23 protein-coding genes, 1 pseudogene and 1 riboswitch are annotated in these 25,853 nt (G+C 68.9%); of the genes and pseudogenes, 12 read left to right on the top strand and 12 right to left on the bottom strand.

The features are described 5' to 3' along the window. Window positions 1-30: 30 nt before the first annotated feature. Both ACIHIX_RS01085 and ACIHIX_RS01090 read left to right on the top strand, forming a co-directional pair. The gene (locus ACIHIX_RS01085) at window positions 31-999 is read left to right on the top strand and encodes a diacylglycerol/lipid kinase family protein (protein WP_399948409.1); all 969 of its coding nucleotides are present in this window, start codon (window positions 31-33) and stop codon (window positions 997-999) included. Window positions 1,000-1,318: 319 nt separating this feature from the next. After that, window positions 1,319-1,576, top strand: a complete 258-nt coding sequence (locus tag ACIHIX_RS01090) for a WhiB family transcriptional regulator (RefSeq protein WP_006142322.1) — start codon at window positions 1,319-1,321, stop codon at window positions 1,574-1,576. A gap of 200 nt (window positions 1,577-1,776) precedes the next feature. Here the strand turns inward: ACIHIX_RS01090 and ACIHIX_RS01095 are convergent, their stop codons facing one another. Beyond that, a complete protein-coding gene (locus ACIHIX_RS01095; RefSeq protein WP_399949997.1) occupies window positions 1,777-3,243 on the bottom strand; it encodes a sensor histidine kinase in 1,467 nt (488 codons plus the stop codon). 422 nt (window positions 3,244-3,665) lie between these two features. Continuing rightward, on the bottom strand, window positions 3,666-4,295 hold the full coding sequence (locus tag ACIHIX_RS01100; protein WP_399948411.1) for a TetR/AcrR family transcriptional regulator: 630 nt from the start codon (window positions 4,293-4,295) through the stop codon (window positions 3,666-3,668). Window positions 4,296-4,391: 96 nt separating this feature from the next. Between ACIHIX_RS01100 and ACIHIX_RS01105 the strand changes: the two genes are divergently transcribed. Then, a complete protein-coding gene (locus ACIHIX_RS01105) occupies window positions 4,392-5,144 on the top strand; it encodes an SDR family oxidoreductase (protein ID WP_399948413.1) in 753 nt (250 codons plus the stop codon). Window positions 5,145-5,181: 37 nt separating this feature from the next. Here ACIHIX_RS01105 and ACIHIX_RS01110 read toward each other — a convergent pair whose 3' ends face one another. Next, on the bottom strand, window positions 5,182-6,258 hold the full coding sequence (locus ACIHIX_RS01110; RefSeq protein ID WP_399948414.1) for an SIS domain-containing protein: 1,077 nt from the start codon (window positions 6,256-6,258) through the stop codon (window positions 5,182-5,184). A 332-nt stretch (window positions 6,259-6,590) separates the two neighbouring features. On the opposite strand from ACIHIX_RS01110, the gene nagB reads away from it, so the two are divergent. Continuing rightward, window positions 6,591-7,376, top strand: a complete 786-nt coding sequence (nagB, locus tag ACIHIX_RS01115) for a glucosamine-6-phosphate deaminase (RefSeq protein WP_399948416.1) — start codon at window positions 6,591-6,593, stop codon at window positions 7,374-7,376. Window positions 7,377-7,449: 73 nt separating this feature from the next. On the opposite strand, the gene ACIHIX_RS01120 is transcribed toward nagB, so the two are convergent. From ACIHIX_RS01120 to ACIHIX_RS01135, 4 genes are all read right to left on the bottom strand, one after another. Next, window positions 7,450-8,937: a glycoside hydrolase family 3 protein gene (locus ACIHIX_RS01120; RefSeq protein ID WP_399948418.1), complete on the bottom strand. Its 1,488-nt coding sequence runs from the start codon at window positions 8,935-8,937 to the stop codon at window positions 7,450-7,452. A gap of 9 nt (window positions 8,938-8,946) precedes the next feature. Further along, a complete protein-coding gene (locus tag ACIHIX_RS01125) occupies window positions 8,947-9,777 on the bottom strand; it encodes a carbohydrate ABC transporter permease (protein ID WP_399948420.1) in 831 nt (276 codons plus the stop codon). Beyond that, window positions 9,774-10,754, bottom strand: a complete 981-nt coding sequence (locus ACIHIX_RS01130; protein ID WP_399948422.1) for a carbohydrate ABC transporter permease — start codon at window positions 10,752-10,754, stop codon at window positions 9,774-9,776. The genes ACIHIX_RS01125 and ACIHIX_RS01130 overlap by 4 nt, the downstream gene beginning before the upstream one ends. Before the next feature lie 72 nt (window positions 10,755-10,826). After that, window positions 10,827-12,107, bottom strand: coding sequence for an extracellular solute-binding protein (locus ACIHIX_RS01135; RefSeq protein ID WP_399948424.1), 1,281 nt, complete (start codon window positions 12,105-12,107; stop codon window positions 10,827-10,829). A gap of 308 nt (window positions 12,108-12,415) precedes the next feature. Here ACIHIX_RS01135 and ACIHIX_RS01140 point away from each other — a divergent pair, with 308 nt between their 5' ends. The 7 genes and pseudogenes from ACIHIX_RS01140 to ACIHIX_RS01170 all read left to right on the top strand — a co-directional run bounded on the left by ACIHIX_RS01140 (window position 12,416) and on the right by ACIHIX_RS01170 (window position 19,956). Then, complete coding sequence (locus ACIHIX_RS01140; RefSeq protein ID WP_329334889.1) at window positions 12,416-13,180, top strand: GntR family transcriptional regulator; 765 nt, start codon at window positions 12,416-12,418, stop codon at window positions 13,178-13,180. A 150-nt stretch (window positions 13,181-13,330) separates the two neighbouring features. Continuing rightward, window positions 13,331-13,492 (top strand): annotated as a pseudogene (locus tag ACIHIX_RS01145) (carbon starvation CstA family protein); the annotation flags it as partial. Between the two features lie 321 nt (window positions 13,493-13,813). Next, entirely contained in the window at window positions 13,814-14,068 is a 255-nt protein-coding gene (locus ACIHIX_RS01150; protein WP_329334890.1) for a DUF3311 domain-containing protein, read from the top strand. Further along, complete coding sequence (mctP, locus tag ACIHIX_RS01155) at window positions 14,065-15,693, top strand: monocarboxylate uptake permease MctP (RefSeq protein ID WP_399948427.1); 1,629 nt, start codon at window positions 14,065-14,067, stop codon at window positions 15,691-15,693. The genes ACIHIX_RS01150 and mctP overlap by 4 nt, the downstream gene beginning before the upstream one ends. 73 nt (window positions 15,694-15,766) lie before the next feature. Then, entirely contained in the window at window positions 15,767-16,270 is a 504-nt protein-coding gene (locus ACIHIX_RS01160; protein ID WP_399948429.1) for a GNAT family N-acetyltransferase, read from the top strand. Between the two features lie 22 nt (window positions 16,271-16,292). Continuing rightward, window positions 16,293-16,453: riboswitch (cobalamin riboswitch) on the top strand. A 123-nt stretch (window positions 16,454-16,576) separates the two neighbouring features. After that, window positions 16,577-18,943, top strand: a complete 2,367-nt coding sequence (locus ACIHIX_RS01165; RefSeq protein WP_399948431.1) for a ribonucleoside-diphosphate reductase subunit alpha — start codon at window positions 16,577-16,579, stop codon at window positions 18,941-18,943. Then, entirely contained in the window at window positions 18,943-19,956 is a 1,014-nt protein-coding gene (locus ACIHIX_RS01170) for a ribonucleotide-diphosphate reductase subunit beta (RefSeq protein WP_399948433.1), read from the top strand. Before ACIHIX_RS01165 ends, ACIHIX_RS01170 begins: the two co-directional genes overlap by 1 nt. Before the next feature lie 73 nt (window positions 19,957-20,029). On the opposite strand, the gene ACIHIX_RS01175 is transcribed toward ACIHIX_RS01170, so the two are convergent. Further along, window positions 20,030-20,242 carry a hypothetical protein gene (locus ACIHIX_RS01175; RefSeq protein WP_399948435.1) on the bottom strand — a complete coding sequence of 71 codons (213 nt, stop codon included), beginning with the start codon at window positions 20,240-20,242 and terminating at the stop codon, window positions 20,030-20,032. 92 nt (window positions 20,243-20,334) lie between these two features. Between ACIHIX_RS01175 and ACIHIX_RS01180 the strand changes: the two genes are divergently transcribed. Continuing rightward, window positions 20,335-21,300 (top strand): helix-turn-helix domain-containing protein, encoded by a 966-nt coding sequence (locus tag ACIHIX_RS01180; protein ID WP_399948437.1) that lies wholly within the window; start codon window positions 20,335-20,337, stop codon window positions 21,298-21,300. Window positions 21,301-21,309: 9 nt separating this feature from the next. Here ACIHIX_RS01180 and ACIHIX_RS01185 read toward each other — a convergent pair whose 3' ends face one another. The 4 genes from ACIHIX_RS01185 to ACIHIX_RS01200 form a co-directional block, all read right to left on the bottom strand. After that, on the bottom strand, window positions 21,310-22,686 hold the full coding sequence (locus ACIHIX_RS01185) for a cytochrome P450 (protein WP_399948439.1): 1,377 nt from the start codon (window positions 22,684-22,686) through the stop codon (window positions 21,310-21,312). Continuing rightward, window positions 22,683-23,768: an epi-isozizaene synthase gene (gene cyc1, locus ACIHIX_RS01190; protein WP_399948441.1), complete on the bottom strand. Its 1,086-nt coding sequence runs from the start codon at window positions 23,766-23,768 to the stop codon at window positions 22,683-22,685. The genes ACIHIX_RS01185 and cyc1 overlap by 4 nt, the downstream gene beginning before the upstream one ends. Before the next feature lie 290 nt (window positions 23,769-24,058). Continuing rightward, window positions 24,059-24,709, bottom strand: coding sequence for a peptide deformylase (gene def, locus ACIHIX_RS01195; RefSeq protein ID WP_399948443.1), 651 nt, complete (start codon window positions 24,707-24,709; stop codon window positions 24,059-24,061). A gap of 150 nt (window positions 24,710-24,859) precedes the next feature. Continuing rightward, window positions 24,860-25,840 carry a tetratricopeptide repeat protein gene (locus ACIHIX_RS01200; protein ID WP_399948445.1) on the bottom strand — a complete coding sequence of 327 codons (981 nt, stop codon included), beginning with the start codon at window positions 25,838-25,840 and terminating at the stop codon, window positions 24,860-24,862. Between the last annotated feature and the right edge of the window lie 13 nt (window positions 25,841-25,853).

The raw sequence follows: 25,853 nt of genomic DNA on the forward strand, positions 1-25,853 counted from the left end.
CGGTACCCCCCAGTAGGTACGCTGCAACTCATGCGTGCACTTCTCGTGGTCAATCCGGCGGCAACCACCACAAGCGCACGTACGCGCGATGTCCTGATCCACGCGCTCGCGAGCGAGATGAAACTCGAGGCGGTCACCACCGAGTACCGCGGCCATGCGCGCGACCTCGGCCGGCAGGCCGCGGAGAGCGAGGACATCGACCTGGTCGTGGCCCTGGGCGGCGACGGCACGGTCAACGAGGTGGTCAACGGCCTGCTGCACGCCGGCCCGAACCCCCAGCACCTGCCCGGACTCGCCGTGGTCCCCGGCGGTTCCACCAACGTCTTCGCCCGCGCCCTGGGCCTGCCCAACGACGCGGTGGAGGCGACCGGCGCCCTGCTCGACGCCCTGCGCGAGGGCAGCGAGCGCACGGTCGGCCTGGGGCTGACCTCCGGCACACCCGGCACCGAGGACGAGGCCGTCCCGGGCCGCTGGTTCACCTTCAACGCGGGGCTCGGATTCGACGCCGGCGTGGTGGGGCGGGTGGAGCAGCAGCGTGAGCGCGGCAGGAAATCCACACACGCCCTCTACGTCCGCCAGGCATTGCGCCAGTTCTTCGGCGAGGCCCACCGCCGGCACGGGACGATCACCCTGGAGCGTCCGGACGCGGAGCCGGTGACCGATCTGGTCCTCTCCATAGTCTCGAACACGTCTCCGTGGACCTTCCTGGGCAATCACCCGATGTACGCATCACCTAAGGCGTCGTTCGATAAAGGCCTCGACGTACTCGGTCTCAGCCGTATGACGACGACCGCTGTCGCCCGGTATGGCACCCAGTTGCTCACTTCGTCCCCCGAGCGTGGACCCCATGGCAAGCACGCGGTGTCCCTGCACGACCTGGACCAGTTCACCTTGCATTCGAAGGTCCCTCTGCCCCTTCAGATGGACGGCGACCACCTCGGGCTGCGTACGAGCGTGACGTTCACAGGCGTACGCCATGCACTGCGTGTGATTGTGTGAGCAGAAAGGGCTGAAGTCCTTTCACTCGAACGTTTAGGCCAGCATCCACCCCATGGAAGTACGGCTGTGACCTAGTCGACACCGAGGAATCAAAAAAAACTTTCCAGAAGGGGTTGTATCCGCCGCTGAGGTTTGCGAGTCTCTACGTGGCGATCGGGACAGCCCGCAACACCGGCTCCACAGATCACCGGAACCCCTCTTCACTTCACAGGACCTCGCCAGGGAAACCTGACGGGCGGCCCTTCACTTGTTGAGGGATTCGTGAAAGCGTTCACATTCACAAGCAACTTGCACGTAATACCAAGGAGAGGTAGCAGCCATGGACTGGCGTCACAACGCCGTTTGCCGCGAGGAAGACCCCGAGCTCTTCTTCCCCATCGGCAACACCGGTCCTGCGCTGCTGCAGATCGAGGAAGCCAAGGCCGTCTGCCGTCGCTGCCCCGTTATGGATCAGTGTCTGCAGTGGGCGCTCGAGTCCGGTCAGGACTCCGGCGTCTGGGGTGGTCTCAGCGAGGACGAGCGTCGTGCGATGAAGCGCCGCGCCGCCCGCAACCGGGCCCGTCAGGCTTCTGCCTGACCCACCCACCCCGCCTGAGCTTGGCGGCGCGTACAGCGAGTACGCATCTCCCGCCCCCGAGCCGCAGCGCGCAGTACCCCCGGTGCGCAGCACAAGCTGGCAACGAGCATTCGAGCCCCGGACCGATTCTGGTCCGGGGCTTCTTGCTGTGCCCTTGTTCTGAACACAGGCTGTTTCACTCTGAGTTGCCGACTCCGGCCCTACTTGTTGGCGCGTACCGGGACGTCGAGGATGACCCGCGTGCCGCGCCCGGGCGCCGGGACCATGTCGAACGTGCCGCCCAACTCCCCCTCCACCAGCGTCCGTACGATCTGGAGACCGAGGTTGCCCGCGGTGTGCGGGTCGAAGCCCTCGGGCAGGCCGACCCCGTCGTCCTGAACCGTGACGAGCAGGCGGGCCTCCTTCGTCGTACCCCCGCGGACCGCCGAGACCTCGACCGTGCCGGTCTCGCCCTCGCGGAAGCCGTGTTCCAGGGCGTTCTGGAGGATCTCGGTCAGGACCATCGACAGCGGGGTGGCGACCTCGGCGTCGAGGATGCCGAAGCGTCCGGTGCGCCGACCGGTCACCTTGCCGGGCGAGATCTCCGCGACCATCGCGAGCACCCGGTCGGCGATCTCGTCGAACTCCACCCGCTCGTCCAGGTTCTGGGACAGCGTCTCATGCACGATCGCGATCGATCCGACCCGGCGGACCGCCTCTTCGAGGGCCTCACGGCCCCGGTCGGAGTCGATCCGGCGGGCCTGGAGGCGGAGCAGGGCGGCGACCGTCTGGAGGTTGTTCTTCACCCGGTGATGGATCTCCCGGATGGTGGCGTCCTTGGTGATCAACTCGCGCTCGCGGCGCCGCAGTTCGGTGACATCGCGGAGCAGCACCAGGGAACCGATGCGGGTGCCCTTGGGCTTGAGCGGAATGGCCCTGAACTGGATGACCCCGTCACCCGACTCGATCTCGAACTCGCGCGGGGCCCAGCCGCTGGCGACCTTGGCGAGCGCCTCGTCCACCGGGCCTCGGGTCGGGGCGAGTTCGGCGGTGGTCATGCCGAGGTGGTGGCCGACGAGGTCGGAGGCGAGGCCGAGGCGGTGGTAGGCGGACAGTGCGTTCGGCGACGCGTACTGGACGACGCCGTCGGCGTCGAGGCGGATCAGGCCGTCGCCGACGCGCGGGGCGGCGTCCATGTCCATCTGCTGGTTCGCGAACGGGAAGGAGCCGGCCGCGATCATCTGCGCGAGGTCCGACGCGCTCTGGAGATAGGTCAGTTCGAGACGGCTCGGGGTGCGCACGGTGAGCAGGTTGGTGTTGCGCGCGATGACACCGAGGACGCGGCCCTCTCGTCGTACGGGAATCGACTCGACCCGGACCGGCACCTCCTCGCGCCACTCGGGGTCGCCCTCGCGCACGATCCGGCCCTCGTCGACGGCGGCGTCGAGCAGGGGGCGGCGGCCGCGCGGGACGAGGTGGCCGACCATGTCGTCCTGGTAGGAGGTGGGGCCGGTGTTGGGCCGCATCTGGGCCACCGACACATAGCGGGCGCCGTCCCGGGTGGGGACCCACAGGACGAGGTCGGCGAAGGAGAGGTCGGAGAGCAGCTGCCACTCCGAGACCAGCAGATGGAGCCACTCGAGGTCGGAGTCGTCGAGGGCGGTGTGCTGGCGGACCAGTTCGTTCATGGAGGGCACGTGTGCGAGCGTACCTGGCGGTACGGACAAGGCCGGAAATCAGTCACCCGGCCCTGAGAACACCCGCGGGCCGCGGCGCCTGGGAGGGACCCTCAGCCCTCCCGGCACCGCAGCCCGGAGCAATATCGGCCACGGGGTGTGCGGTCCCGGACGGCCGAAGGATGAGGATCCGGGGCAGTCAGGGCAGAGAGCACCGGTTCCTCGGTCCGCCTTCCTGTGCGGGGAGGGCGGAAGTCTGTCGTGTTCTGTTTTCAACTCTCTTCACGCATTGTGGACTAGACCACTCGGTGTGTCCATGCGTTGGAGGCTGTTTGTTGTTGTCAGTTCCCCGAGGGTCCCGCGAGCGCCTCGACCCGTGCTGGAGAACTACTGGGACGCCCTAGCATCCACCACGCAGCCTAACCCGTGTGGGTTCATGTGCGGGGCCAGATGGCCATGGCAATTTCCGCGAGCGCTTCCAGTTCCTCCCGGCTCGCCCCGTCCCGCGCCTGTTGCGACATGCCCTGGATCATCGCCCCCGCATGCCGGGCGAGGGCCGCGGCGTCGGTGTCGGCCGGCAGCTCCCCCGCGGCGACGTCCGCCCTGATACGGCTCTCGAAGGCGGCGATGTTCGCGTTGCGCCGGTCACGCAGGGACTCCTCGACCTCGGCGCTGGTGCAGTTGGTGGCCGCGTGGATGACGAGGCAGCCGTGCGGGCGGCCGGGGGCGGTGTACTCGACGGCCGCCTCGCGCAGCATCCGCTCGACGGCGGCCCGGGCGGTGGGCTCCTCGGCGAGGGCCCGGTCACCGAAGGAGCCGTAGCGCCTGCCGTACTCGAGGACGACCTCCTCGAACAGGGCCCGCTTGTCACCGAACGCGGCGTACAGGCTCGGGGCGCCGATGCCCATGGCACGGGTGAGGTCGGAGACGGAGGTCGCCTCGTAGCCGTGCTCCCAGAAGGCGAGGATCGCCTTCTCCAGGGCGGTGGCACGGTCGAAGGAGCGGGGTCGGCCACGCGGCTTGGCCTGCTTGACCTGCGGGTTCATCTCCTCGATGCGCTCCATGGGGTGAATTCTATAGGGGCTGCTAGAGAAATGTCGGCGGGCTGTTGTACGGTCTTTCTGTAGCGACCGCTAGGCAAATGCGAAGGGGGCGCCGACATGGGCGTGCTTGCAGGCAGGACGGCTCTCGTCACGGGGGCGAGCAGGGGTATCGGGCGGGGCGTCGCCGAGCGGCTGGGGCGCGACGGGGCGCGGGTCGCCGTGCACTACGGCACGAACGAGACGGCGGCGAAGGAGACGGTCGCCGCGATCGAGGAGGCGGGCGGCTCGGCGTTCGCGATCGGGGTGGAGCTGGGGCGGCCGGGTGACGCCGAGGCGCTGTGGGAGGAGTTCGACCGGCACGCGGACGGGGTGGACATCCTGGTGAACAACGCGGGGATAGGGGTGTCCCGCCCGATCGAGGAGATAGACGAGGCGGAGTACGACCGTGTCTTCGCCGTCAATGTGAAGGCACCCTTCTTCCTCGTCCGGCACGGCATCACCCGCCTGCGGGACGGCGGCCGCGTCATCAACATCTCCTCGGGCCTCGCCCGCACCGCCGCGATGCCCGACAACATGGCCTACGCGATGACGAAGGGCGCGCTGGACGTCTTCTCCCGGGACCTGTCCAAGGTGCTGGGCCCGCGGAACATCACGGTGAACTCGGTGGCCCCGGGCATCATCGCGACCGACAACACGCATGAGCTGCTGCACGCGAGCGAGGAGGCGTGGGCACAGGCGGCGGCCTACTCCGCGCTGGGCCGGGTGGGCGAGCCGGCCGACGTGGCGGACGTGGTGGCGTTCCTGGCGTCGGACGCGGGCCGGTGGGTGACGGGGAGCTGGGTCGATGCGACGGGAGGTTCCCTGACGTAGGAGTCTCCCGCCTCCTCGCCCCTCACTCACCCCGTGTTCATCGCGTCTCCGTCACCTTGGCCAGCGCGCGGGGCGCGTCCGGGTCCTGGCCGCGGGCGATGGTGACCTCGTAGGCCAGGAGCTGCAACGGGATGATCTCCAGCACGGGTTGGAGTTCCTCGGGGACGCCTTCGGTGGGCAGTACGAAACCGGCGGAGGCCTGCTCGACCTGGCCGCGCGGCCCGATGACGACCAGGTCGGCGCCCCGCCCGCGGAGCCGGTCGAGGACGGGCTGGAGCGCCTCGCCGCCCTTGCCGTCGGTGACGACCGCGATGACCGGGGAGACGTTGTCGACCATGGCGAGGGGGCCGTGCAGCAGGTCGGCGCCTGAGTAGGAGAGGGCGGGGATGTAGCTGGTCTCCATCAGCTTGAGGGCGGCTTCCTTGGCGGTGGGATAGCCGTAGCCGCGCGAGGTGATCACCATGCGTTCGGCGAAGCGGTAGCGGGCGGCGAGGGCGCGGATCTCGTCCTGCCGGGCCAGGAGCTGCTCGGCGAGGTCCGGCAGGGCCTTGGCGCCGGCCCCGTCGCCGCCGCGCAGTCCCTCGACGAAGAGATAGAGCGCGAGAAGGGAGGCGGTATAGGTCTTGGTCGCGGGGAGCGCCTTCTCCGGTCCGGCCATGATGTCGAGGTGGTACTCGGAGACGCCGGCCAGCGGTGAGTCGGGGTTGTTGGTGACGGCGAGGGTGATCGCACCGGCCTCGCGGGCGGCCCGGGTCGAGGCCACCAGGTCAGGGGAGCCGCCGGACTGACTGACGGTGACGACGAGGACGTCGGTGAGATCGGGGTGGGCGCCGTACGCGGTGGTCGTGGACATGGAGGTGAGGCCGCAGGGCAGGCCGAGGCGGATCTCCAGGAGGTACTTGGCGTAGAGGGCGGCGTTGTCGGAGGTGCCGCGGGCGGTGAGCAGCACGAAGCGGGGGCGGCGGGCGGCGATCTCCTGGGCGGTCCGCCGGATGCCGGGGGCGCCCTGCTCCAGGATGCGGCGCAGCACCGCCGGTTGCTCGGCCATCTCGCGGGCCATGATCCGGCCGGGGAGGTCGTCCTGGGGGGCCTGGGGCGGAGTCGGGGCGGTCATCGCGGGGGGCCTCCCGGGGCGTGAGGTAGGGGGTGCGTAGGGATTCTGTACGGGGGTGCGTACGGGTTCGGCAGTGGACCGGCCGTGCACGGGCAGTGCACCGGCAGTCCCATTTCACTCCCCGAGGCGGAACGGCGCCTGTCCTCCGGGTGACGCAGGGTCGGCGTTCGGCTGGTGGGGCGCCGTCCGGCCCTCGTCGCCGGCGGCTCCGCCCACCCCTTGGACCCCTGGGCCCGTTGGCCTGATTCTGTTAGATTGGTCTAAACCACATGGCCCATTTCGGGTCCAGTCGAGCCCTCTCACAGACCGTCTCTCAGATCGGCAGGCCCAGCGTGGAAGTTGTCATCGTTCCGGACGCCAAGGCGGGTGGCGAGCTCATCGCCGAGGCCATGGCGCAACTCCTGCGGCGCAAGCCCGACGCCCTGCTCGGGGTGGCCACCGGCTCGACGCCGCTGCCCATCTACCAGGCGCTGACGGCCAAGGTGCGGTCCGGTGCCGTGGATGCCTCGCGGGCGCGGATCGCCCAGCTCGACGAGTATGTGGGGCTGCCGGCGGAGCATCCGGAGTCGTACCGCTCGGTGCTGCGCCGTGAGGTGCTGGAGCCGCTCGGGGTCGGGATGGACGCGTTCATGGGGCCGGACGGGACCGCGGAGGACATCCCGGGGGCCTGCGAGGCGTACGACGCGGCGCTGGCCGCGGCCGGTGGCGTGGATCTGCAGTTGCTCGGGATCGGGACCGACGGGCACATCGGGTTCAACGAGCCGTGTTCCTCGCTGGCCTCCCGGACCCGGATCAAGACGCTGACCGAGCAGACCCGAATCGACAACGCGCGGTTCTTCGACGGGGACATCGCGCAGGTCCCGCATCACGTGATCACGCAGGGCATCGGGACGATCCTGGAGGCCCGGCACCTGGTGCTGCTGGCCACCGGTGAGGGCAAGGCGGACGCGGTGGCGGCGACGGTGGAGGGGCCGGTGGCGGCGGTGTGCCCGGCGTCGGCGTTGCAGCTGCATCCGCATGCCACGGTCGTGGTGGACGAGGCAGCGGCCTCCAAGCTGAAGCTGGCGGACTACTTCCGGCACACGTACGTCAACAAGCCTGACTGGCAGGGGATTTAGCCGCCGGGTCAGGAATACGTCGCAGGCGCCGGTCCCCTCGTGGGAACCGGCGCCTGTTCCGTCGTACGACGTCCTACTCCCCCGCGATGACCTCCGCGGCCGCCCGGCCGCAGACCCGGGCCGCGCCGTGCGTGGCGATGTGCAGGGCGCCTCGGGGCGGTGCCTGCGGGACGCCCATCTCGACCACGATCGTGTCCGGGCGGGTGCGCAGGACCGAGTCGAGGGCCGAGGTCATCCAGGGGTGGCGGTGTTCGTCGCGGACGACGGCGACGATGCGGCGGCGCCCCGCGGCGGCCAGGGCGGCCATGCCGGCGCCGTCGCCCGCGAAGCTGCCGGTGTCGGTGCCGGGGAGGAGGCGGGTCAGTTCCGCGGCCACGCCCCACGGGGTCTCGTCGCCGACCGCGAAGTTCGCGACCGGGGTGAAGGCGGCGACGAACGGGGCCTCCGTGAGCGGGGTGAAGGCGGCGGCGCCGGTGAGGGTCAGGGCGCGGCGGGCCGCGCGCAGGCCGACGTCCGGGTCGCCGGTGGCCGAGGCGTCCGCCGCGGACGCCGCCGCCGTCCAGCGGGCGAGGGAGCGGACGCGTTCGGCGGCGTCCGCGAGGCGTTCCTCGGGGAGGTCGCCGGAGCGGACGGCCGCGACCAGCGCGTCGCGCAGGCGCCGTACGGTCTCGTCGTCGGCGAGGCCGCCGCCGACGCAGATCGCGTCCGCGCCGGCCGCGATGGCGAGGACGCTGCCGCGTTCGATGCCGTAGGTGGCGGAGATGGCCTGCATCTCCATGCCGTCGGTGACGATCAGGCCGTCGTAGCCGAGGTCGCCGCGGAGCAGGTCCGTCAGGACCTTGCGGGACAGGGTCGCCGGGTGGTCGGGGTCAAGCGCCGGGACCAGGATGTGGGCGCTCATCATCGCGCGGCTGCCGGCGGCGATCGCGGCGCGGAACGGGGCCAGTTCGCGCTCCGGCAGGACCGAGGCGTCCGCGTCGATGCGGGGCAGCGCGTGGTGGGAGTCGGTCGCGGTGTCGCCGTGGCCGGGGAAGTGCTTGGTGCAGGCCGCCACGCCCGCCGACTGGAGGCCGGTGACATAGGCGGCCGTGTGCCGGGCGACCAGGTCGGCGGAGGCGCCGAAGGAGCGGACGCCGATCACCGGGTTCTCCGGGTTGGAGTTGACGTCGGCCGACGGGGCCCAGTTGAGGTTCACCCCGCAGGCGGCGAGGCGGCGGCCGAGTTCGAAGGCGACCTCGCGGGTGAGCTCCACGTCGTCCACCGCGCCCAGGGCGTGGTTGCCGGGGAAGCTGGAGCCGGTCCGCACCTCCAGACGGGTGACGTCGCCGCCCTCCTCGTCGATGGCGACCAGGACGTCGTCGCGTTCGGCGCGCAACTGGGCGGTGAGGGCGGAGAGTTGGTCGGGCGAGGCGATGTTGCGGCCGAACAGGCCCACCGAGGCCAGGCCCTCGCCCAGGCGGCGCAGCAGCCAGTCGGGGGCGGTGGTGCCGGTGAAGCCGGGCTGGAGGACCGTGAGCGCGTCGCGCGTGAGGGTGTCGGTGCCCTTGGCGAAAGTCGTCATCGGGTGGCGTTATCCCTTCACCGCGCCGGCCGTCAGACCATTGACGGCCCTGCGCTGCAGGAAGACGAAGAGGATCAGGATCGGGACGGCGAAGAGGGACGAGGCGGCCATCGTCGCGCCCCAGTCGTCGCCGAAGGCCGTCTGGAAGCTGCCCAGCCAGAGCGGCAGGGTCTGTGCCTCCGCCTCCTTGTTCAGCACCAGGACCAGCGGGAACTCGTTCCACGCGGTGATGAAGCCGAAGAGCGAGGTGGACATCAGGCCCGGGGCGAGCAGGGGGAGGATCACCTTGCGGAAGGCCTGGCTGCGCGTGCAGCCGTCGACCATCGCCGCCTCCTCCAGTTCCTTGGGCACGGCGGCGACGAAGCCGCGCAGCGTCAGGATCGTGAAGGGCAGGATCATCATCATGTAGAAGACGGTCAGCGGGACCAGGCTGTTCAGCATGGAGGCGTCCCGCACGATCATGTACATCGCGATGATCATGACTTCCCAGGGCGCCATCTGGGCCAGCATGAACCCGATGATGAAACCCCGGCGCCCCTTGAACCGCATCCGGGCGAGGGCGAAGGAGCCGAGCAGGGCGACCGTCAGGGACAGGGCCACCGCGCAGACCGTGACGATCAGCGAGTTGGAGACGTACGTCCAGAAGTGGTCGACGCCCGTGGCGGTCTTGAAGTGCTCAAGGGTGATGTGGGTCGGGAACCACACCGGGTCCTCGGAGATGATGTCGCCGGTCGGCTTGAAGGCCGTGGCGAACATCCAGTACACGGGGAAGACGAAGCCGATGAACAGGATGACGGCCGTCGCGTTGGGCCAGATGCGGCTGAACAGCGAGCGCTTCACAGCTCGTCCTCCTCTTGCTTGAGCACGATCCGCAGGTAGTACGCGGTGATGACCAGCAGGATCAGGATGGTCAGGACGGCGATCGCGGCGCCCATGCCGTAGTGCTGGTTGCCGACGCCCTCGATGTAGGCGTAGACGGGCAGGATCTCGGTGAGCCGGTCGGGGCCGCCGCCGTTGATGGTGAAGACCTGCACGAACGCCTTGAAGATCCAGATGACTTCGAGGAACGTCGTGGCGTAGAGGAAGGGGCGGAGGAAGGGGAGCGTCACGGTCGTGAAGCTCTTCCAGGCCCCCGCGCCGTCCAGGGCCGCGGCCTCGTACAGCTCGCCGGGGATCGTGGTCGTGGCGGCGTACAGGTTGATGGCGACGAACGGGATCGACTGCCAGACGATCAGCACCGTCACCACGAAGAACGTCGACAGCTGGCTGCTGGTCCAGCTGTAGTCGGCCATGGAGTGCCAACCGAGCTTGTCCAGGACCCAGTTGACGACGCCGAAGCGCTGGGCGAAGAGCCACTGGTAGACGGTGGTCGCGGCGACCACGGGCATCGCCCAGGCCAGCACGAGCCCGATCATCAGGGTGACCCGCATCCGCTTGCCGAGGCGGGCCAGGAGCAGGCCGACCAGGGCGCCGAGGAACATGGTCAGGACGACGTTGACCAGCGTGAAGAGGATCGAGCGGCCGGTGACGCGCCAGAAGTCCTCGCCGGTGAGGGCCTGCTTGTAGTTCTCGATGCCGTTCCACTCGGTGACATGCTGGATCAGCTGTCCCATGTTGAGGTTCTGGAACGACAGCAGGAGGTCCTTCAGCAGCGGCCAGCCGAGCAGCAGCACGGTGGCCGCGCAGGCGGGCAGCAGCAGGAGGTACGGGGCGAGCGCGCCCGCGCGGGACGCCGGTCGCTGCTCACCTGGCCCTCGCTGGTCCACTTTCGTCACGTCCACCGGACCGGAGGGCGGCCGTTCGGTCTGCACGGTCATGCTCGCGTTCTCTCTACTCGACCTACCGGAACGCGGGGCGGGGACCCTTGACCGGCCCCCGCCCCGATGCCCTTACTGCTGCTGGGCGAGGCGCTTGTTGAACTCGCTCTCGACCTGCTTGGCGGCCTCGGCCGGCGTCTTGCCGTTGAGGACGGCGGTCATGTAGGTCTTGACCGGGTTGGGCGCGTTCTCGACCGCGGCCCACTCCGGGATCAGCGGCGTGGTGCCACCGCCGGCGGCGGCGGGAGCCGCGGCCTCGGCGACGGCGTTGCCCGTCAGGTTGGTCTGGAGCGACTCCTTGTTCGGGATGACGCCGTTGAGCTTGGCCAGCTCGCCCTCGTACTTGTCGGACAGCGCGATCTTCAGGAACTCCTTGGCGAGCGCCTGCTTCTTGCTGCCCGCGGCGACCGCGAGGTTGGAACCGCCGAGGAAGACGCCCTCGGGCTTGTCGGCCGTGGCGCCCGGGATGGTGAAGTAGCCGATGTCCGACTCGATCTTCTTGTTGGCGGCGATCGCCGTGCCGGCCTCCCAGCCCATGCCGATGAAGGCACCGACGTTGCCCTTGGCGAAGACCTCGGCCTGCTGCGGGGTGGCCTCGTCCTTGTCCTTGGGGGCCTTGGACAGGGCCTGGAACTTCTTGTAGGTCTCCATGGCGGCGGCGACCTTCGGGTCGTCGAGGTTGGAGACGTACTTGTCGCCGTCCTTCTTCACCAGCTCGGCACCCTCACCGATGGTGAGACCGACGAAGTGGTACCAGTTCTGACCGGGCAGGTAGATCGGCTCGGCCTTGGTCTTCTCACCGATCTGCTTGAGGTCGGTGTAGAACTCGTCCCGGGTCTTCGGGGTGTCCTTGATGCCGGCGTCGGCCCAGACCTTCTTGTTGTAGATGACGACGCGGTTGGCGAAGTACCAGGGCGCCGCGTACTGCTTGCCGTCGTAGATCGAGGACTTGTTCAGCGACTCGGTCCAGTCGGCGCCGATCGACGACTTGAGGTCGGCGAGGTCGGCGAGGCCGCCGGTCTTGGCGTAGGCCGGGGTCTGGGTGTTGCCGATCTCGAAGACGTCCGGCGGGTTCTCCTCCGACAGGGCGGTGGTCAGCTTCTGCTGGATGCCGTTCCACTGCTGGATCTCGAACTTGACCTTGGCCTTGGTCTTCTTCTCGAAGGCGGCCTGCACGTCCTTCTGCCACTGGTCCGGCGAGGAGCCGTCCATGACCCAGACGGTGAGGGTCTGGCCGGCGTAACCGTCCGCCCCCGCCTTGTCACCACTGTCGCCGCCGTCGTCGCCCCCACACGCCGCGACGGAGACCAACATGGCCGCGACACCGATCGCGGTAATCAGCTTGCGCTTCACGCCATCCTCCTCAGGATGCCCACACCCCCCGCCCACGAAGCTGGGGCCCTGGACCAATGGTGTAGACCAGTACCGGGAGCTTGGACCAGACCACGGGGCCTGTCAAGGGCGTCCGAACAGCCTCTGACCAGCCGTTATCCGACCTACATATGCAGGAACCTTTAAGTAAGAAGCCAGCGAAAACAGCGCCGCCGGAGTACTGTCTTCCACTAGACCACTTGAGGCTATGGACTAGACCAAAAGAGTCGGCGACGGTATACAGAGGGGATCACGATGTGATCCGCATCCGGAGCCGGGAAGGCAGAGGCATGAGCACCGAGGTCAGCAGCGCGGAGAACGAGGGTGGGGCGACCGTCCGTACCGCGCGCGTGCCCAAGTACTACCGCCTGAAGAAGCACCTGCTCGACATGACCGAGACCCAGGCGCCCGGCACGCCCGTCCCGCCCGAGCGCACGCTCGCGGCCGAGTTCGACACCTCGCGCACCACCGTGCGCCAGGCCCTCCAGGAGCTCGTCGTCGAGGGCCGCCTCGAACGCATCCAGGGCAAGGGCACGTTCGTCGCCAAGCCGAAGGTCTCCCAGGCGCTGCAACTCACCTCTTACACCGAGGACATGCGCGCCCAGGGCCTCGAACCCACCTCGCAGCTCCTCGACATCGGCTACATCACCGCCGACGACCGCCTCGCCGAGCTCCTCGACATCACCGCCGGCGGCCGGGTGCTGCGCATCGAGCGGCTGCGCATGGCGAACGGCGAGCCGATGGCCATCGAGACGACCCACCTCAGCGCGAAGCGCTTCCCCGCGCTGCGGCGCAGCCTGGTCAAGTACACCTCTCTCTATACGGCGTTGGCCGAGGTCTACGACGTCCATCTCGCCGAGGCCGAGGAGACCATCGAGACCTCGCTGGCCACCCCGCGCGAGGCCGGCCTGCTCGGCACCGACGTGGGCCTGCCGATGCTGATGCTGTCCCGCCACTCCATCGACAAGGACGGGGAGCCGGTGGAGTGGGTGCGCTCGGTGTACCGGGGCGACCGGTACAAGTTCGTGGCGCGGCTGAAGCGGCCCCTCGACTAGGTCGCGTTGGGCGGATCAGGTCACAGGAAAGCCGCGGCGCCTCACCGGCGTCGATGAGGCGCCGGACACGACCTAGTGCACACGGTGCAGCGAAAGCGCACATCCTGCTCTACGGTCCTCCCGTCTCCGTATGGACGGGAGGACCGCCCTGTGCTTACCGCGAACGTCCGAACCACCGTCATCTGGACCCTCGTCCTCGCCGCGATCGCCGGCGCGGGACCGCTCGTCGGCCCCGTACTGGCCGCGCAGACGGGGTACCTGCCCGGCACCGTCCGGATCATCGCGGGCGTCGTCCTCGCGGGTGCCGTCCAGACCAACTCCACGGTCGACGGCGTGCTCACCGCGGTGCTGGCCCTGCTGATCGTGGTGGTGATCGCCGCCGTACGTCGAGTCGAAACTCGTCGACCCGGCCGGGCTGTTCCCGACCCGGGACGAGAAGGGATGCGGACGGACCGGCGGGAGGAGGACCCGCGTCAGGGCTTCCGCTGCCGCTGAAGGCCGCCGTCGACACCGATGTCGGACCTTCACCGAATCGACATACCGATATGCGGACGAGGTCTTCCACTCCTGTTACACCGTGACCTAGATTGCCTGCGCGTTACACGGTGATCAGTGAGGGGATGGAGCCGCCGCATGTCATCAGATTCGCCCGAGGCCAGACCACCGGTGGTGACACCCGTCCGCGTGGTCATCGCCCTGTGCCTCTTCGCGCCCTTCGTGGCGATGTTGTGGGTGGGGTCGTACGCGAAGGTCGACCCGACCTTCATCGGCATCCCGTTCTTCTACTGGTACCAGATGCTGTGGGTGCTCATCTCCACCGCGCTGACGATGACCGCGTACAAGCTCTGGCAGCGTGACCAGCGCGCCCGTCGTGGAGGTACCAAGTGAACGACGGCGTGAACGGCGTCGCGCTCGGCGTCTTCATCTTCTTCTTCCTGGCCGTCACGGTCATGGGCTTCCTCGCCGCGCGCTGGCGCAAGGCCGAGAACGAGCACTCGCTGGACGAATGGGGCCTGGGCGGCCGGTCGTTCGGCACCTGGGTCACCTGGTTCCTGCTCGGCGGCGACCTCTACACCGCGTACACCTTCGTGGCCGTCCCGGCGGCGATCTACGCCGCGGGCGCGGCCGGCTTCTTCGCGGTGCCGTACACGATCCTCGTGTACCCCCTGATCTTCACCTTCCTGCCCCGCCTGTGGTCGGTCTCGCACAAGCACGGCTATGTGACGACCTCCGACTTCGTGCGCGGACGCTGGGGTTCGAAGGGCCTGTCGCTCGCGGTCGCCGTCACCGGCATCCTCGCGACGATGCCCTACATCGCCCTCCAACTCGTGGGTATCCAGGCCGTTCTGGACGTCATGGGCGTCGGCGGCGGCGAGGACACCAACTGGTTCGTGAAGGACCTGCCGCTGCTGATCGCGTTCGGCGTGCTCGCGGCGTACACGTACTCGTCCGGTCTGCGGGCCCCCGCCCTGATCGCGTTCGTCAAGGACACGCTGATCTACATCGTCATCGCGGTGGCGATCATCTACATCCCGATCAAGCTGGGCGGGTTCGACGAGATCTTCGCCAAGGCGGGCGAGGCGTACAGCCAGACCAACCCGGCGACGGGCGCGCCACGCGGTGCGCTGGTGCCGGGCGAGCCGGGCCAATGGACGTACGCCACCCTGGCGTTGGGCTCCGCGCTCGCGCTCTTCATGTACCCGCACTCGATCACCGCGACGCTCTCCTCCAGGAGCCGTGAGGTGATCCGCCGCAACACCACGATCCTGCCCCTGTACTCGCTGATGCTGGGTCTGCTGGCGCTGCTGGGCTTCATGGCGATCGCGGCCGGGGTCAAGGTCACCAACGGCCAGTTGGCGATCCCGCAGCTGTTCGAGGACATGTTCCCGGCGTGGTTCGCGGGCGTGGCCTTCGCGGCGATCGGCATCGGCGCGCTCGTGCCCGCCGCCATCATGTCGATCGCGGCGGCGAATCTCTTCACCCGCAACATCTACAAGGACTTCATCAAGCCGGACGCGACTCCGGAGCAGGAGACCAAGGTCTCCAAGCTGGTGTCCCTGCTGGTGAAGGTCGGCGCGCTGGTCTTCGTCCTGACCATGGACAAGACGGTCGCCATCAACTTCCAGCTCCTGGGCGGCATCTGGATCCTCCAGACCTTCCCGGCCCTGGTCGGCGGTCTGTTCACCCGCTGGTTCCACCGCTGGGCCCTGCTCGCCGGCTGGGCGGTCGGCATGATCTACGGCACGGTCGCCGCGTACGGCGTCGCCTCCCCGACCCAGAAGCACTTCGGCGGCTCGTCGAAGGAGATCCCGGGCATCGGCGAGATCGGCTACATCGGCCTGACGGCCTTCGTGCTCAACGTCGTGGTCACGGTGGTCCTCACCTTCGTCCTGAAGGCCCTCAAGGCCCCCGAGGGCGTCGACGAGACCAAGCCGGAGGACTACACGGCGGACGCGGGCGACCCCGGCGTCCAGGTCGAGCTGCCGCCGGCGACCGCGGGCACCTCGCACTGAGTGTTTCCCTGATCAGCGGGCCGCCGGAACATCCGGCGGCCCGTTGTCGTGCAGGTCGGGCACACTCGCTCCCATGGACATCGAGATCCGGGCAGCGGAACCCGGCGAATACGACACCATCGGCGAGATCACGGCCCAGGCCTATCTCCTGGACGACCTCCTGGCCTTCGGTGAGAGCGACTGGTATCTGGGCGAGTTGAGAGACGTCGCCAAGCGGGCCGCCTCCGCCGAGGTACTCGTGGCCACCCTGGGCGGCGAGCCCGTCGGCACCGTCACCTACGTCGCCGCCGGCGGTGCCATGGCCGAGCACGCCCGGCCCGACGAGGCCGTGATCCGCATGCTCGCCGTCGGCCGCGCGGCGCGTGGCAGAGGGGCCGGCGAGGCCCTCGTCCGCGCCTGCGTCGACCGGGCGAGGGCGGCGGACGGCTGCACGGGCATCGTGCTGTCGACCCAGGAGATCATGTACGCCGCCCACCGCATCTACGAACGCCTCGGCTTCGTCCGCGCACCCGAGCGCGACTGGCAGCCGATCCCGGGTGCGGAGTTCACGCTTCTCACCTATGAGTTGACGCTCTGAAGTCGCCGCGACACAACATCTAGGGGTGCCACCCGAACCCGGCACAAGATGTATGCTCATGCTCGCTGTCGCCGCAGGGGAATCCGGTGCGAATCCGGAACTGTCCCGCAACGGTGTACTTGTGCATGTCTTGTGCGTGTACGGGAGTCAGTCCGAGGACCTGCCGACAGCGTGCCCAGGCCGCCGTGGCCCGGGTGCCATGACGTCCGGGCCTCGTGGAGTGGGCCGGTGGACGCGACGCCGTGTGCGCTCGTGCTGCCCCCTGCTCTCCGCCAGGCCCCGTGCCGAGCGAGGGAGAGCCCCCCAGTGACCATCGCGCCAGCCGATCCGGCTTCAGCGGTCCAGGCGGAGAACGACGGTGCCGGTACCGCCCTGTTGCGGACCCTGACCGAGCTGACCGCCGACCTGCCCGACGCCGACCCCGGACGGGTCGCCGCCGCCGCGCTGCGCGGCCGCTCCGGCCGGGCGGACTCCGATGGCGGCGCGGAGCTGCGCGAGCTGGCGACGGAGGCCGCCGCCGGTCTCATCTCCGAGGACCCCGCCTACTCCCGGCTGGCCGCCCGGCTGCTGACCATCAGCATCGCCGCCGAGGCCGCCTCCCAGGGCGTCACGTCCTTCACCGAGTCGGTCGAGGTCGGCCACCGCGAGGGCCTGATCGCCGACCGCACGGCGGAGTTCGTACGGGTCCACGCGGCGCGGCTCGACGCGCTGATCGACCCGGCCGGCGACGACCGCTTCGGCTACTTCGGGCTCCGCACCCTGCACAGCCGCTACCTCCTGCGGCACCCGATCACCCGCCAGGTCATCGAGACGCCCCAGCACTTCATGCTGCGCGTCGCCTCCGGCCTCGCCGAGGACGACACGACCCGCGCCCTGGACGAAGTCGCCGCGCTCTACGGGCTCATGAGCCGCCTCGACTACCTGCCGTCCTCCCCCACGCTCTTCAACTCCGGCACCCGGCACCCCCAGATGTCGTCCTGCTACCTCCTCGACTCCCCGCTGGACGAGCTGGACTCCATCTACGACCGCTACCACCAGGTGGCACGGCTGTCGAAGCACGCCGGTGGCATCGGGCTGTCGTACAGCAGGATTCGTTCCCGCGGCTCCCTCATCCGGGGCACCAACGGGCACTCCAACGGCATCGTGCCGTTCCTGAAGACGCTGGACGCGAGCGTCGCCGCGGTGAACCAGGGCGGTCGGCGCAAGGGTGCGGCCGCGGTGTACCTGGAGACCTGGCACTCCGACATCGAGGAGTTCCTGGAGCTGCGCGACAACACCGGTGAGGACGCCCGGCGTACGCACAACCTGAACCTCGCGCACTGGATCCCGGACGAGTTCATGCGCCGCGTGAACGCCGACGCCGAGTGGTCGCTGTTCTCCCCGGCCGACGTGCCCGAGCTGGTCGACCTGTGGGGCGAGGAGTTCGACGCCGCGTACCGCAAGGCGGAGGCGGCGGGGCTCGCCAAGAAGACCATCCCGGCCCGTGACCTCTACGGCCGCATGATGCGCACCCTGGCGCAGACCGGCAACGGCTGGATGACCTTCAAGGACGCCGCCAACCGCACCGCCAACCAGACGGCGCTGCCCGGCAGCGTGGTCCACTCCTCCAACCTCTGCACGGAGATCCTGGAGGTCACGGACGACGGGGAGACGGCGGTCTGCAACCTGGGCTCGGTGAACCTGGGCGCGTTCGTCGACCAGAGGACCGGCGACCTCGACTGGGAGCGGCTCGACGAGACCGTCCGTACCGCCGTCACCTTCCTCGACCGCGTGGTGGACATCAACTTCTACCCGACCGAGCAGGCCGGCCGGTCGAACGCGAAGTGGCGCCCGGTGGGCCTGGGCGCGATGGGCCTCCAGGACGTCTTCTTCAAGCTGCGGCTGCCCTTCGACTCGCCGGAGGCCAAGGCTCTCTCCACACGCATCGCCGAGCGCATCATGCTCGCCGCGTACGAGGCCTCCACCGACCTCGCCGAGCGCAACGGACCGCTCCCGGCATGGGAGAAGACCCGTACCGCCCAGGGCGTCCTGCACCCCGACCACTACGGCGTCGAGCTGACCTGGCCGGAGCGCTGGGCGGCGCTGCGCGAGCGGATGGCCACCACGGGCCTGCGCAACTCCCTGCTCCTCGCCATCGCGCCCACCGCCACGATCGCCTCGATCGCGGGCGTGTACGAGTGCATCGAGCCGCAGGTCTCGAACCTCTTCAAGCGCGAGACGCTGTCCGGCGAGTTCCTCCAGGTCAACTCCTATCTGGTGGCCGAGCTGAAGAAGCTCGGCGTCTGGGACGCACAGACCCGGGAGGCGCTGCGCGAGTCCAACGGCTCGGTGCAGGGCTTCACCTGGGTCCCGCAGGACGTCCGCGACCTGTACCGCACGGCCTGGGAGATCCCGCAGCGCGGCCTCATCGACATGGCCGCCGCGCGCACCCCGTTCCTGGACCAGTCCCAGTCGCTGAACCTGTTCCTGGAGACGCCGACCATCGGCAAGCTCTCCTCGATGTACGCGTACGCCTGGAAGCAGGGCCTGAAGACGACGTACTACCTGCGTTCGCGCCCGGCGACGAGGATCGCCCGCGCCGCACAGGCAACTGTCCCCGTACAGCAGGCCGCTGACCCCGATGCGATCGCCTGCTCCCTTGAGAACCCCGAGTCCTGCGAGGCCTGCCAGTAATGAGCTCCACCCAGAAGAACCTGCTCGACCCGGGCTTCGAGCTGACTCTGCGTCCCATGCGCTACCCGGACTTCTACGAGCGCTACCGGGACGCCATCAAGAACACCTGGACCGTCGAGGAGGTCGACCTCCACTCGGACGTCGCCGACCTGGCCAAGCTGACGCCGGAGGAGCAGCACCTGATCGGCCGCCTGGTCGCGTTCTTCGCGACGGGCGACTCGATCGTGGCCAACAACCTGGTGCTGACGCTCTACAAGCACATCAACTCCCCCGAGGCGCGCCTGTACCTGTCGCGCCAGCTGTTCGAGGAGGCAGTCCACGTCCAGTTCTACCTGACGCTCCTCGACACCTACCTCCCCGACCCGGAGGACCGGACGGCGGCCTTCGCGGCGGTGGAGAACATCCCGTCGATCCGCGAGAAGGCGGAGTTCTGCTTCAAGTGGATCAACGAGGTCGAGAAGCTGGAGCGCCTGGAGTCCAAGGCCGACCGCCGCCGCTTCCTGCTCAACCTCATCTGCTTCGCCGCGTGCATCGAGGGCCTGTTCTTCTACGGTGCCTTCGCGTACGTCTACTGGTTCCGCAGCCGGGGTCTGCTGCACGGTCTCGCCACCGGCACCAACTGGGTGTTCCGCGACGAGACCATGCACATGAGCTTCGCGTTCGAGGTGGTCGACACCGTCCGCAAGGAGGAGCCGGAGCTCTTCGACGAGCAGCTCCAGCAGCAGGTCACGGACATGATGCGGGAGGCGGTCGAGGCGGAGCTCCAGTTCGGCCGCGACCTGTGCGGTGACGGTCTGCCGGGCATGAACACCGCCTCGATGCGTCAGTACCTGGAGTGCGTCGCCGACCAGCGCCTCACCCGCCTGGGCTTCGCCCCGGTGTACGGCTCGGAGAACCCCTTCTCCTTCATGGAACTCCAGGGCGTCCAGGAACTGACGAACTTCTTCGAGCGCCGCCCGTCCGCGTACCAGGTGGCCGTGGAGGGCACGGTCGACCTGGACGAGGACTTCTAGCCCGACGCGACGGATCCCTTCTCGCCGCCGGTACGTCGTGCGGCGAGGAGGGATCCGTCGCGTGCCAGGGGGTTCAGGAGCGGTGGGTCACCGTGGCGGTGACGTAGCGGCGCCGCGGCTGTGCCTGGGGGGCGGCGCTCTTCGGGCGGCTCTGTTCGGCCTCCCTGATCTCGCGGTCGATGCGCCGGTCGCGGGCGATGCCGATCACCGACGGCAGGACCAGCACGAACAGGATGGCCAGCACGGTCAGCATTCCGATCAGTCCTTCTGTCTGTGCGGTAGTCATGACACCACTCTCACGCTGAACACTCCTTACAAACAGTGGCAGGACTGCCGCACACCCTCGATTTACTGCCATAGGCGAGGCACACTGGAAGCATGCTGAAGAACGTGGTCGCCGTGTTGCTCGACGGAGTGCATCCCTTCGAACTCGGTGTCGTCTGTGAGGTGTTCGGCATCGATCGCAGCGACGAGGGGCTGCCGACGTACGACTTCGCCGTCGCCTCGGCCGAGGGGCCGACGCTCGGCACCCATGTCGGCGGGCTCAGCGTCTCCACGCCGTACGGCCTGGAGCGGCTGGAGGAGGCCGACCTGATCGCCGTACCGGCGGGGGCGGACTACGTCGTACGGGAGTATCCGCCCGCGCTGCTCGACGCCCTGCGCAGGGCCGTCGACCGCGGCGCCCGGGTCCTCAGCGTCTGTTCCGGCGTCTTCGTGCTGGGCGCCGCCGGACTGCTCGACGGGCGGCGGTGCAGCGTCCACTGGCGGCAGGCGGACGAGCTGGCCGTCAGGAATCCACGGGCGATCATCGAACCGGACGTGCTCTACGTCGACGAGGACCCGGTGATCACCTCCGCCGGCACCGCCGCCGGTATCGACGCCTGTCTGCACATCGTCCGCAAGGAACAGGGCCCCGAGGTCGCCAACAAGATCGCCCGGCGGATGGTCGTACCGCCGCACCGGGACGGCGGACAGGCGCAGTACATCGAGCGGCCGCTGCCGAAGGACCGCTGCGACACCGTGGGCGAGGTCCTCGTCTGGATGGAGCGCCATCTCGACGAGGAGGTCACCGTCGAGCAGCTCGCCGAGCGTGCGCACATGTCCCCGCGGACCTTCGCCCGCCGCTTCCAGCAGGAGACCGGGACCACGCCCTACCGCTGGATCCTGCGACAACGCGTCCTGCTCGCCCAGCGGTTGCTGGAAGGGACGGACGAAACGGTGGACGCGGTCGCGGGCCGAACCGGGTTCGGCACCGCGGCCGCACTGCGCCATCAGTTCGTACGGGCGCTGGGGACCACCCCGAACGCCTATCGAAGGACGTTCAGAGGGCCGGAAGCCGCCTGATCCGCCCGCTCACCGCGCCACCGGCCGCAGCAGCAGCCTGTGCGGGCGGAGCGTGATGCCCACCCGGGTGCCGTCGTTCGACCCCGCCACCTGCTCGAAGCGGTACTTCGTGGCGAGCGCCGCCGTGATCAGCGTCAGCTGCGCCATCGAGAAGTGGTCGCTCGGGCACTTGCGGTTGCCGACGCTGAACGGGCTCATGGCGTATTTCGGCACCTCCTTCACCCGTTCCGGAAGCCAGCGGTCGGGGTCGAAGCCGAGGCTGTCCTTGTACGACTTCGGGTCGCGCTGGACCGCGTACGGGCTGTAGACGATGTCCGCACCGGCCGGAATGCGATAGCCACCGAGTTCCGTGTCGGTGACCGCGCGGCGCGTCAATATCCACACCGCGGGACGCAAACGCATGGCCTCGACGACGACATTGTTGGTGTGCCGGAGCGACCGGACGTCGTCGAATGCGACGGGACGGCCGCCCGTTACGGATTCGACCTCGTCGCGCACCCTGTCCGCGTGTTCCGGATGTTCCGCGAGGACTTGGAGCAGCCACATGATCGTGGACGCCACCGTTTCGCTGCCCGGGGTGACTATCGCGACGACCTGGTCGTGGATCTCCTGTTCCCCGATGGGGTCGCCATTGTCGTCCTTCGCCTCCAGCAATGCCGTCAGCAAATCGTCCGGCTTTTGACCAGATGCGCGGCGCTCGGCGATGATCTCGTCGACGAGGAGATGCAAATCGGCCAGGGCCGCGTTGAATTTCCGGTTGGGCGGCAGCGGCAGGTTGTAGAGCGGCCCGAGGGGCACGACCATCCGCCGGTACATCCCGCGGAAGACGGTGGCGAGGGCGACGCAGAGCCGCTCCGCGCGTTCGTCCATGAAGTCGCCGCGCAGCAGACAGCGGGCGGCGATGCGGACGGCGACCCGGAAGGACTCGGTGGTGCAGTCGATGGTCTCGCCGGGCTGCCAGCGCTCGGTGAGCGCGTGCGCCTCCTCCTCCATGATCGGCCCGTACCCGGGGATCGCGTCGAGCCGGAAGGCGGGCTGGATGGTGCGCCGCTGACGCCGGTGCTGCGGGCCGTTGGCGGTGGCCACGCCCTCCTTGCCGAGCAGGCCTTCCAGGGACTCCCACAGCGGCCCGGCGATGACGAAGTCGGGGTTGAGCGCGAGGGCTCCGGTGAGGGCCGGCGTGGTCGGCGCGTAGACCTCCTTCGGGCCCAGTTTGAGCCGTACGACGTCGCCGTGGTCGCGGAGCTGGGACATGAAGGCCAGCGGGTCGCGCAGCAGCTTCAGGCCGTGTCCGAGGAGCGGGACGCCGCCGCCCGCCAGGGGTGCTTCACGCAGCCCGGACGCCGGGGTCGCCGGCGCTTCGGGCTTCACAGACTCGACGGTCATTTCTCACCTGCCGCTTCGTTGTTGACGTACGGGGGCGTGGACCGGTCGTCCCAGCTGTCGACCGTGTAGCGGCCGGACTCGTGGTGGAACCAGTAGACGGTGCTGAACCAGTTGCGCATATTGCCGACGCAGGCGCGCACGGTGTGACTCAGCTCCTTTCCCAGGACCGTTCCGTCGGCGAGGGAATCCGCGAACCGTAAGGCGTCGTTCTCGGCGACGAGGAATGCGTCGATGCATTCCTCCACCCGCCGCCTGACATCGCGGACCGCCTGTTTGAGGCTCATTCCCTCGTGTTTGATGAGGCTTATTCCGAGATTGTGGACCTCGTCACCGGCTATTTCCTTCGGCAGCGAGCAGAGGTCGTTGTACCAGGCGGCGAATTCCTGACTCAGAAGTGCCGCCTGCCGATAGGCCGGGTGTTTCCGGACCCGGTCGGGGAGTTCTCGGCCCGCGCTCGGTTCCAGCAGATCGGTCCAGATCCAGTGCGCGAAGGTGAGGCGGCGCAGGGCGAGGTATTCCTCGACGGTCGGCACCACGCCTTCGGTGCGGTTGTGGAATTCCCGGTCGTACGCCTCGATCACCTCGTGGAAGTGCCGGGCGAATCGGGTGTTCCACGTTCGCGGCAGGAAGGAGTAGAGCCGCACCATGCTGTCCGCGAACCCGGCGACCAGCGGATCTTCGTGGTGCAGATGGTCCCTGGGGGCGTCGAGGGCCGCGTGCAGCCGGAACCTGAGCTGCCGCCAGGCCTCGGCCCTGCCGTGGACGATGTCGCGGTCGTGCCGGTCGTCCCAGACGAAGAACCACGCGCTGTAATCCGCTATCGCCTGGAGGACCTCGTCGGGGGCGCCCAGGTAGTAGCCCGCCATGAGGTCCGTGTAGCAAAGACCGTCGGCATATTCCTCCACCTTGTCCGCCGGCATGAGCCGCTTTTCCAGCAGCCAGGTGCGTGTCTTCTCCTGGAGCTGGGGCCAATACGGGTGGAGTTGCCGGGGAAACGCCGCCTCGATCACCGAGAGATGGAGCGAGGGTGGGACCGCGACCGCTGTCGGTGTCGATGTGGTGCCGTGTGAGAAAGCATGCACGAACTAACCCCTCTCAGCCGCCAGTTGCGCACGCCCCTCCCGCTGTACCGGGCGTGCGCCGTTGCGTATCCCCGCACTTCCCATTCAGCCCTACAACTGACCGGTCTGGGAACGGATTTGCACCATTCACTACCCCACAGTGCCGAGAATCTCCCCTTGTGTGACTGATTCTGGATCAGTAAGGGAGCACAAGCGATCGAACGTACGACGGACAGACGAACGGCGCCTGTTCAGGAAGGGGTTCCTGAACAGACGCCGTACGGAAGGGACTTGTGGGGCCCCGGTTGCTCTCAGTCGTTCGCGACGACAGGGTAGCGGGGCTCGTTCTCGGCCATCTGCCGCAGCGCGTCCTTGCGTTCACGCTTGGAGAGCCGGTCGATGTAGAGGTACCCGTACAGGTGATCGGTCTCGTGCTGCAAACACCGCGCGAAGTACCCGGTGCCGCGCACCTTGATCGGGTTGCCCTTCTCGTCCTGCCCGGTCACCTCGGCGTAGTCGGGGCGCGCCAGCGGCGCGTACGCCGTCGGCACCGACAGACAGCCCTCGTTGCTGTCGTCCAGACGACGCTTCTCGGCGGGCAGGTCGACGAGCTTGGGGTTGCAGACGACACCGACGTGCCGGGCGCCCTCGTCGTCCATGCAGTCGTAGACGAAGACCTTCAGATCGACCCCGATCTGGTTGGCGGCCAGGCCCACGCCCTCGGCGGTGCGCTGCGAGGCGAACATGTCCGCGACCAGCTGGTCCAGCTCCGCGCCGAACTCGGTGACGTCCTTGCACTCCTTGTGCAGCACCGGGTTCCCGACGACGGTGATGGGCCGCGAGGTGCCCCGCTCACGCCACGCGTTCTCGCGCTCCTCGGCGTCCTGGGTGTCGATGACGAAACCCTCGTCGTCCACGGGAAGCACGCCCGCGTGCTGCTGATCGGTGTCCTGCTGCGCCATGACCGACGATGCCTTCCTAAACAATCAGGGGTGAAGTTGCTGATACAGGGTACGTGGACGCGCCCCTTCAGGGGCGCGGGACCGTGTCCGATATGCGGCTCCGCCACGTGGGCGCGACCAGCCCTCACCGGCCCGCAGCTGAAAGACGACCTAACAGACCTCTTCCAAATCCCGCCAGTCCCGAGAATCAGGGCTGTCGGCAACCCACCCGTCCAACAACCCCCGCACCAGCGAAGCCGGCGCCGCAACCCCACACTCCCGCTCCGGCACCCACATCTGCCCATCGGTCCGATGCCCGAGCGGCCCCGGATGCCCCGGCTCACTGTGATCGTGCGGATCCAGATGCTCCCCGTCCCCCTCATCGGACGGCATCCGCGACTCCGAGCACATCCGGCACAGCAGCCGCACCGAGGAAGACCAGTCCTCCGCCGCGAACCCCGCGTCGGCCGCGAGCTGCTCCAGCGCGTCCCGATCCGCCTCCGTGGCGGCCTCAAGGAGCACGACCCACGTCGGCACCGGCGAAGGCGCCCACAGCTCGATCTCGTCGAAGACGGGATAGGAGTGCCCGGCGGCGGTCGTCCGCTCCCCATGAGGCACCCCGTCGTGCAGCACGACCTCACCCCATCGCCGCCCGGACGACGGCAACGGAATGGACAGAACCTCCATCCGGGCCGGATCCAGCCGACGCCCCCACACCACCTCGGCCTCACCCTCGGGCGACAGCCGTACGGCCGCGCTCCCGAGGTCCATGCCGACCGGCTCACCGGGGTCGGCCGCGCCGCCCGGCACCCGCAGCCCGTAGGCCTGCCAGGCACGCCGGGCCAGCGGCCAGTCCTGGAGCGCGGTGGCCGCGATGCCGACGTTCCACCAGTCGGGTGCGCCCGTCTCCCGGTCGAGGAGGGCGACCGCACGCAGCCCGGCCGCACGGGCCTGCTCCCAGTCGTGCCGGAACTTGTGCAGCAGGGCGAGGTTGAACCAGGACTCGGACAGCCACGGTTCCAGATCGGCGGCGCGCGTCAGCAGCGCGCCGGCGTCCTCGTACCGACCGTCGCCGATCAGCGTGAACGCGCGGTCGGTGGCCTGCCGCCAGGAGGCGGAGGGCCGGTGCCGTCCTTTGCCGAAGATCCTCACGATTCCCGCCTGC

Origin of the sequence: Streptomyces sp. NPDC051913, from assembly GCF_044593635.1 — a bacterium.
Classification (GTDB): Bacteria; Actinomycetota; Actinomycetes; order Streptomycetales; family Streptomycetaceae; genus Streptomyces.

What these genes read in the sequence shown, in the direction of transcription:
- ACIHIX_RS01130 (WP_399948422.1), bottom strand. Translation starts at nt 10,754, where the DNA reads ATGACCGTGCAGACCGAACGGCCGCCCTCCGGTCCGGTGGACGTGACG.
- ACIHIX_RS01105 (WP_399948413.1), top strand. Translation starts at nt 4,392, where the DNA reads ATGGGCGTGCTTGCAGGCAGGACGGCTCTCGTCACGGGGGCGAGCAGG.
- ACIHIX_RS01175 (WP_399948435.1), bottom strand. Translation starts at nt 20,242, where the DNA reads ATGACTACCGCACAGACAGAAGGACTGATCGGAATGCTGACCGTGCTG.
- ACIHIX_RS01140 (WP_329334889.1), top strand. Translation starts at nt 12,416, where the DNA reads ATGAGCACCGAGGTCAGCAGCGCGGAGAACGAGGGTGGGGCGACCGTC.
- ACIHIX_RS01120 (WP_399948418.1), bottom strand. Translation starts at nt 8,937, where the DNA reads ATGACGACTTTCGCCAAGGGCACCGACACCCTCACGCGCGACGCGCTC.
- ACIHIX_RS01185 (WP_399948439.1), bottom strand. Translation starts at nt 22,686, where the DNA reads ATGACCGTCGAGTCTGTGAAGCCCGAAGCGCCGGCGACCCCGGCGTCC.
- ACIHIX_RS01170 (WP_399948433.1), top strand. Translation starts at nt 18,943, where the DNA reads ATGAGCTCCACCCAGAAGAACCTGCTCGACCCGGGCTTCGAGCTGACT.
- ACIHIX_RS01090 (WP_006142322.1), top strand. Translation starts at nt 1,319, where the DNA reads ATGGACTGGCGTCACAACGCCGTTTGCCGCGAGGAAGACCCCGAGCTC.
- ACIHIX_RS01180 (WP_399948437.1), top strand. Translation starts at nt 20,335, where the DNA reads ATGCTGAAGAACGTGGTCGCCGTGTTGCTCGACGGAGTGCATCCCTTC.
- ACIHIX_RS01160 (WP_399948429.1), top strand. Translation starts at nt 15,767, where the DNA reads ATGGACATCGAGATCCGGGCAGCGGAACCCGGCGAATACGACACCATC.
- ACIHIX_RS01110 (WP_399948414.1), bottom strand. Translation starts at nt 6,258, where the DNA reads ATGACCGCCCCGACTCCGCCCCAGGCCCCCCAGGACGACCTCCCCGGC.
- ACIHIX_RS01085 (WP_399948409.1), top strand. Translation starts at nt 31, where the DNA reads ATGCGTGCACTTCTCGTGGTCAATCCGGCGGCAACCACCACAAGCGCA.
- ACIHIX_RS01095 (WP_399949997.1), bottom strand. Translation starts at nt 3,243, where the DNA reads ATGAACGAACTGGTCCGCCAGCACACCGCCCTCGACGACTCCGACCTC.
- ACIHIX_RS01100 (WP_399948411.1), bottom strand. Translation starts at nt 4,295, where the DNA reads ATGGAGCGCATCGAGGAGATGAACCCGCAGGTCAAGCAGGCCAAGCCG.
- ACIHIX_RS01150 (WP_329334890.1), top strand. Translation starts at nt 13,814, where the DNA reads ATGTCATCAGATTCGCCCGAGGCCAGACCACCGGTGGTGACACCCGTC.
- def (WP_399948443.1), bottom strand. Translation starts at nt 24,709, where the DNA reads ATGGCGCAGCAGGACACCGATCAGCAGCACGCGGGCGTGCTTCCCGTG.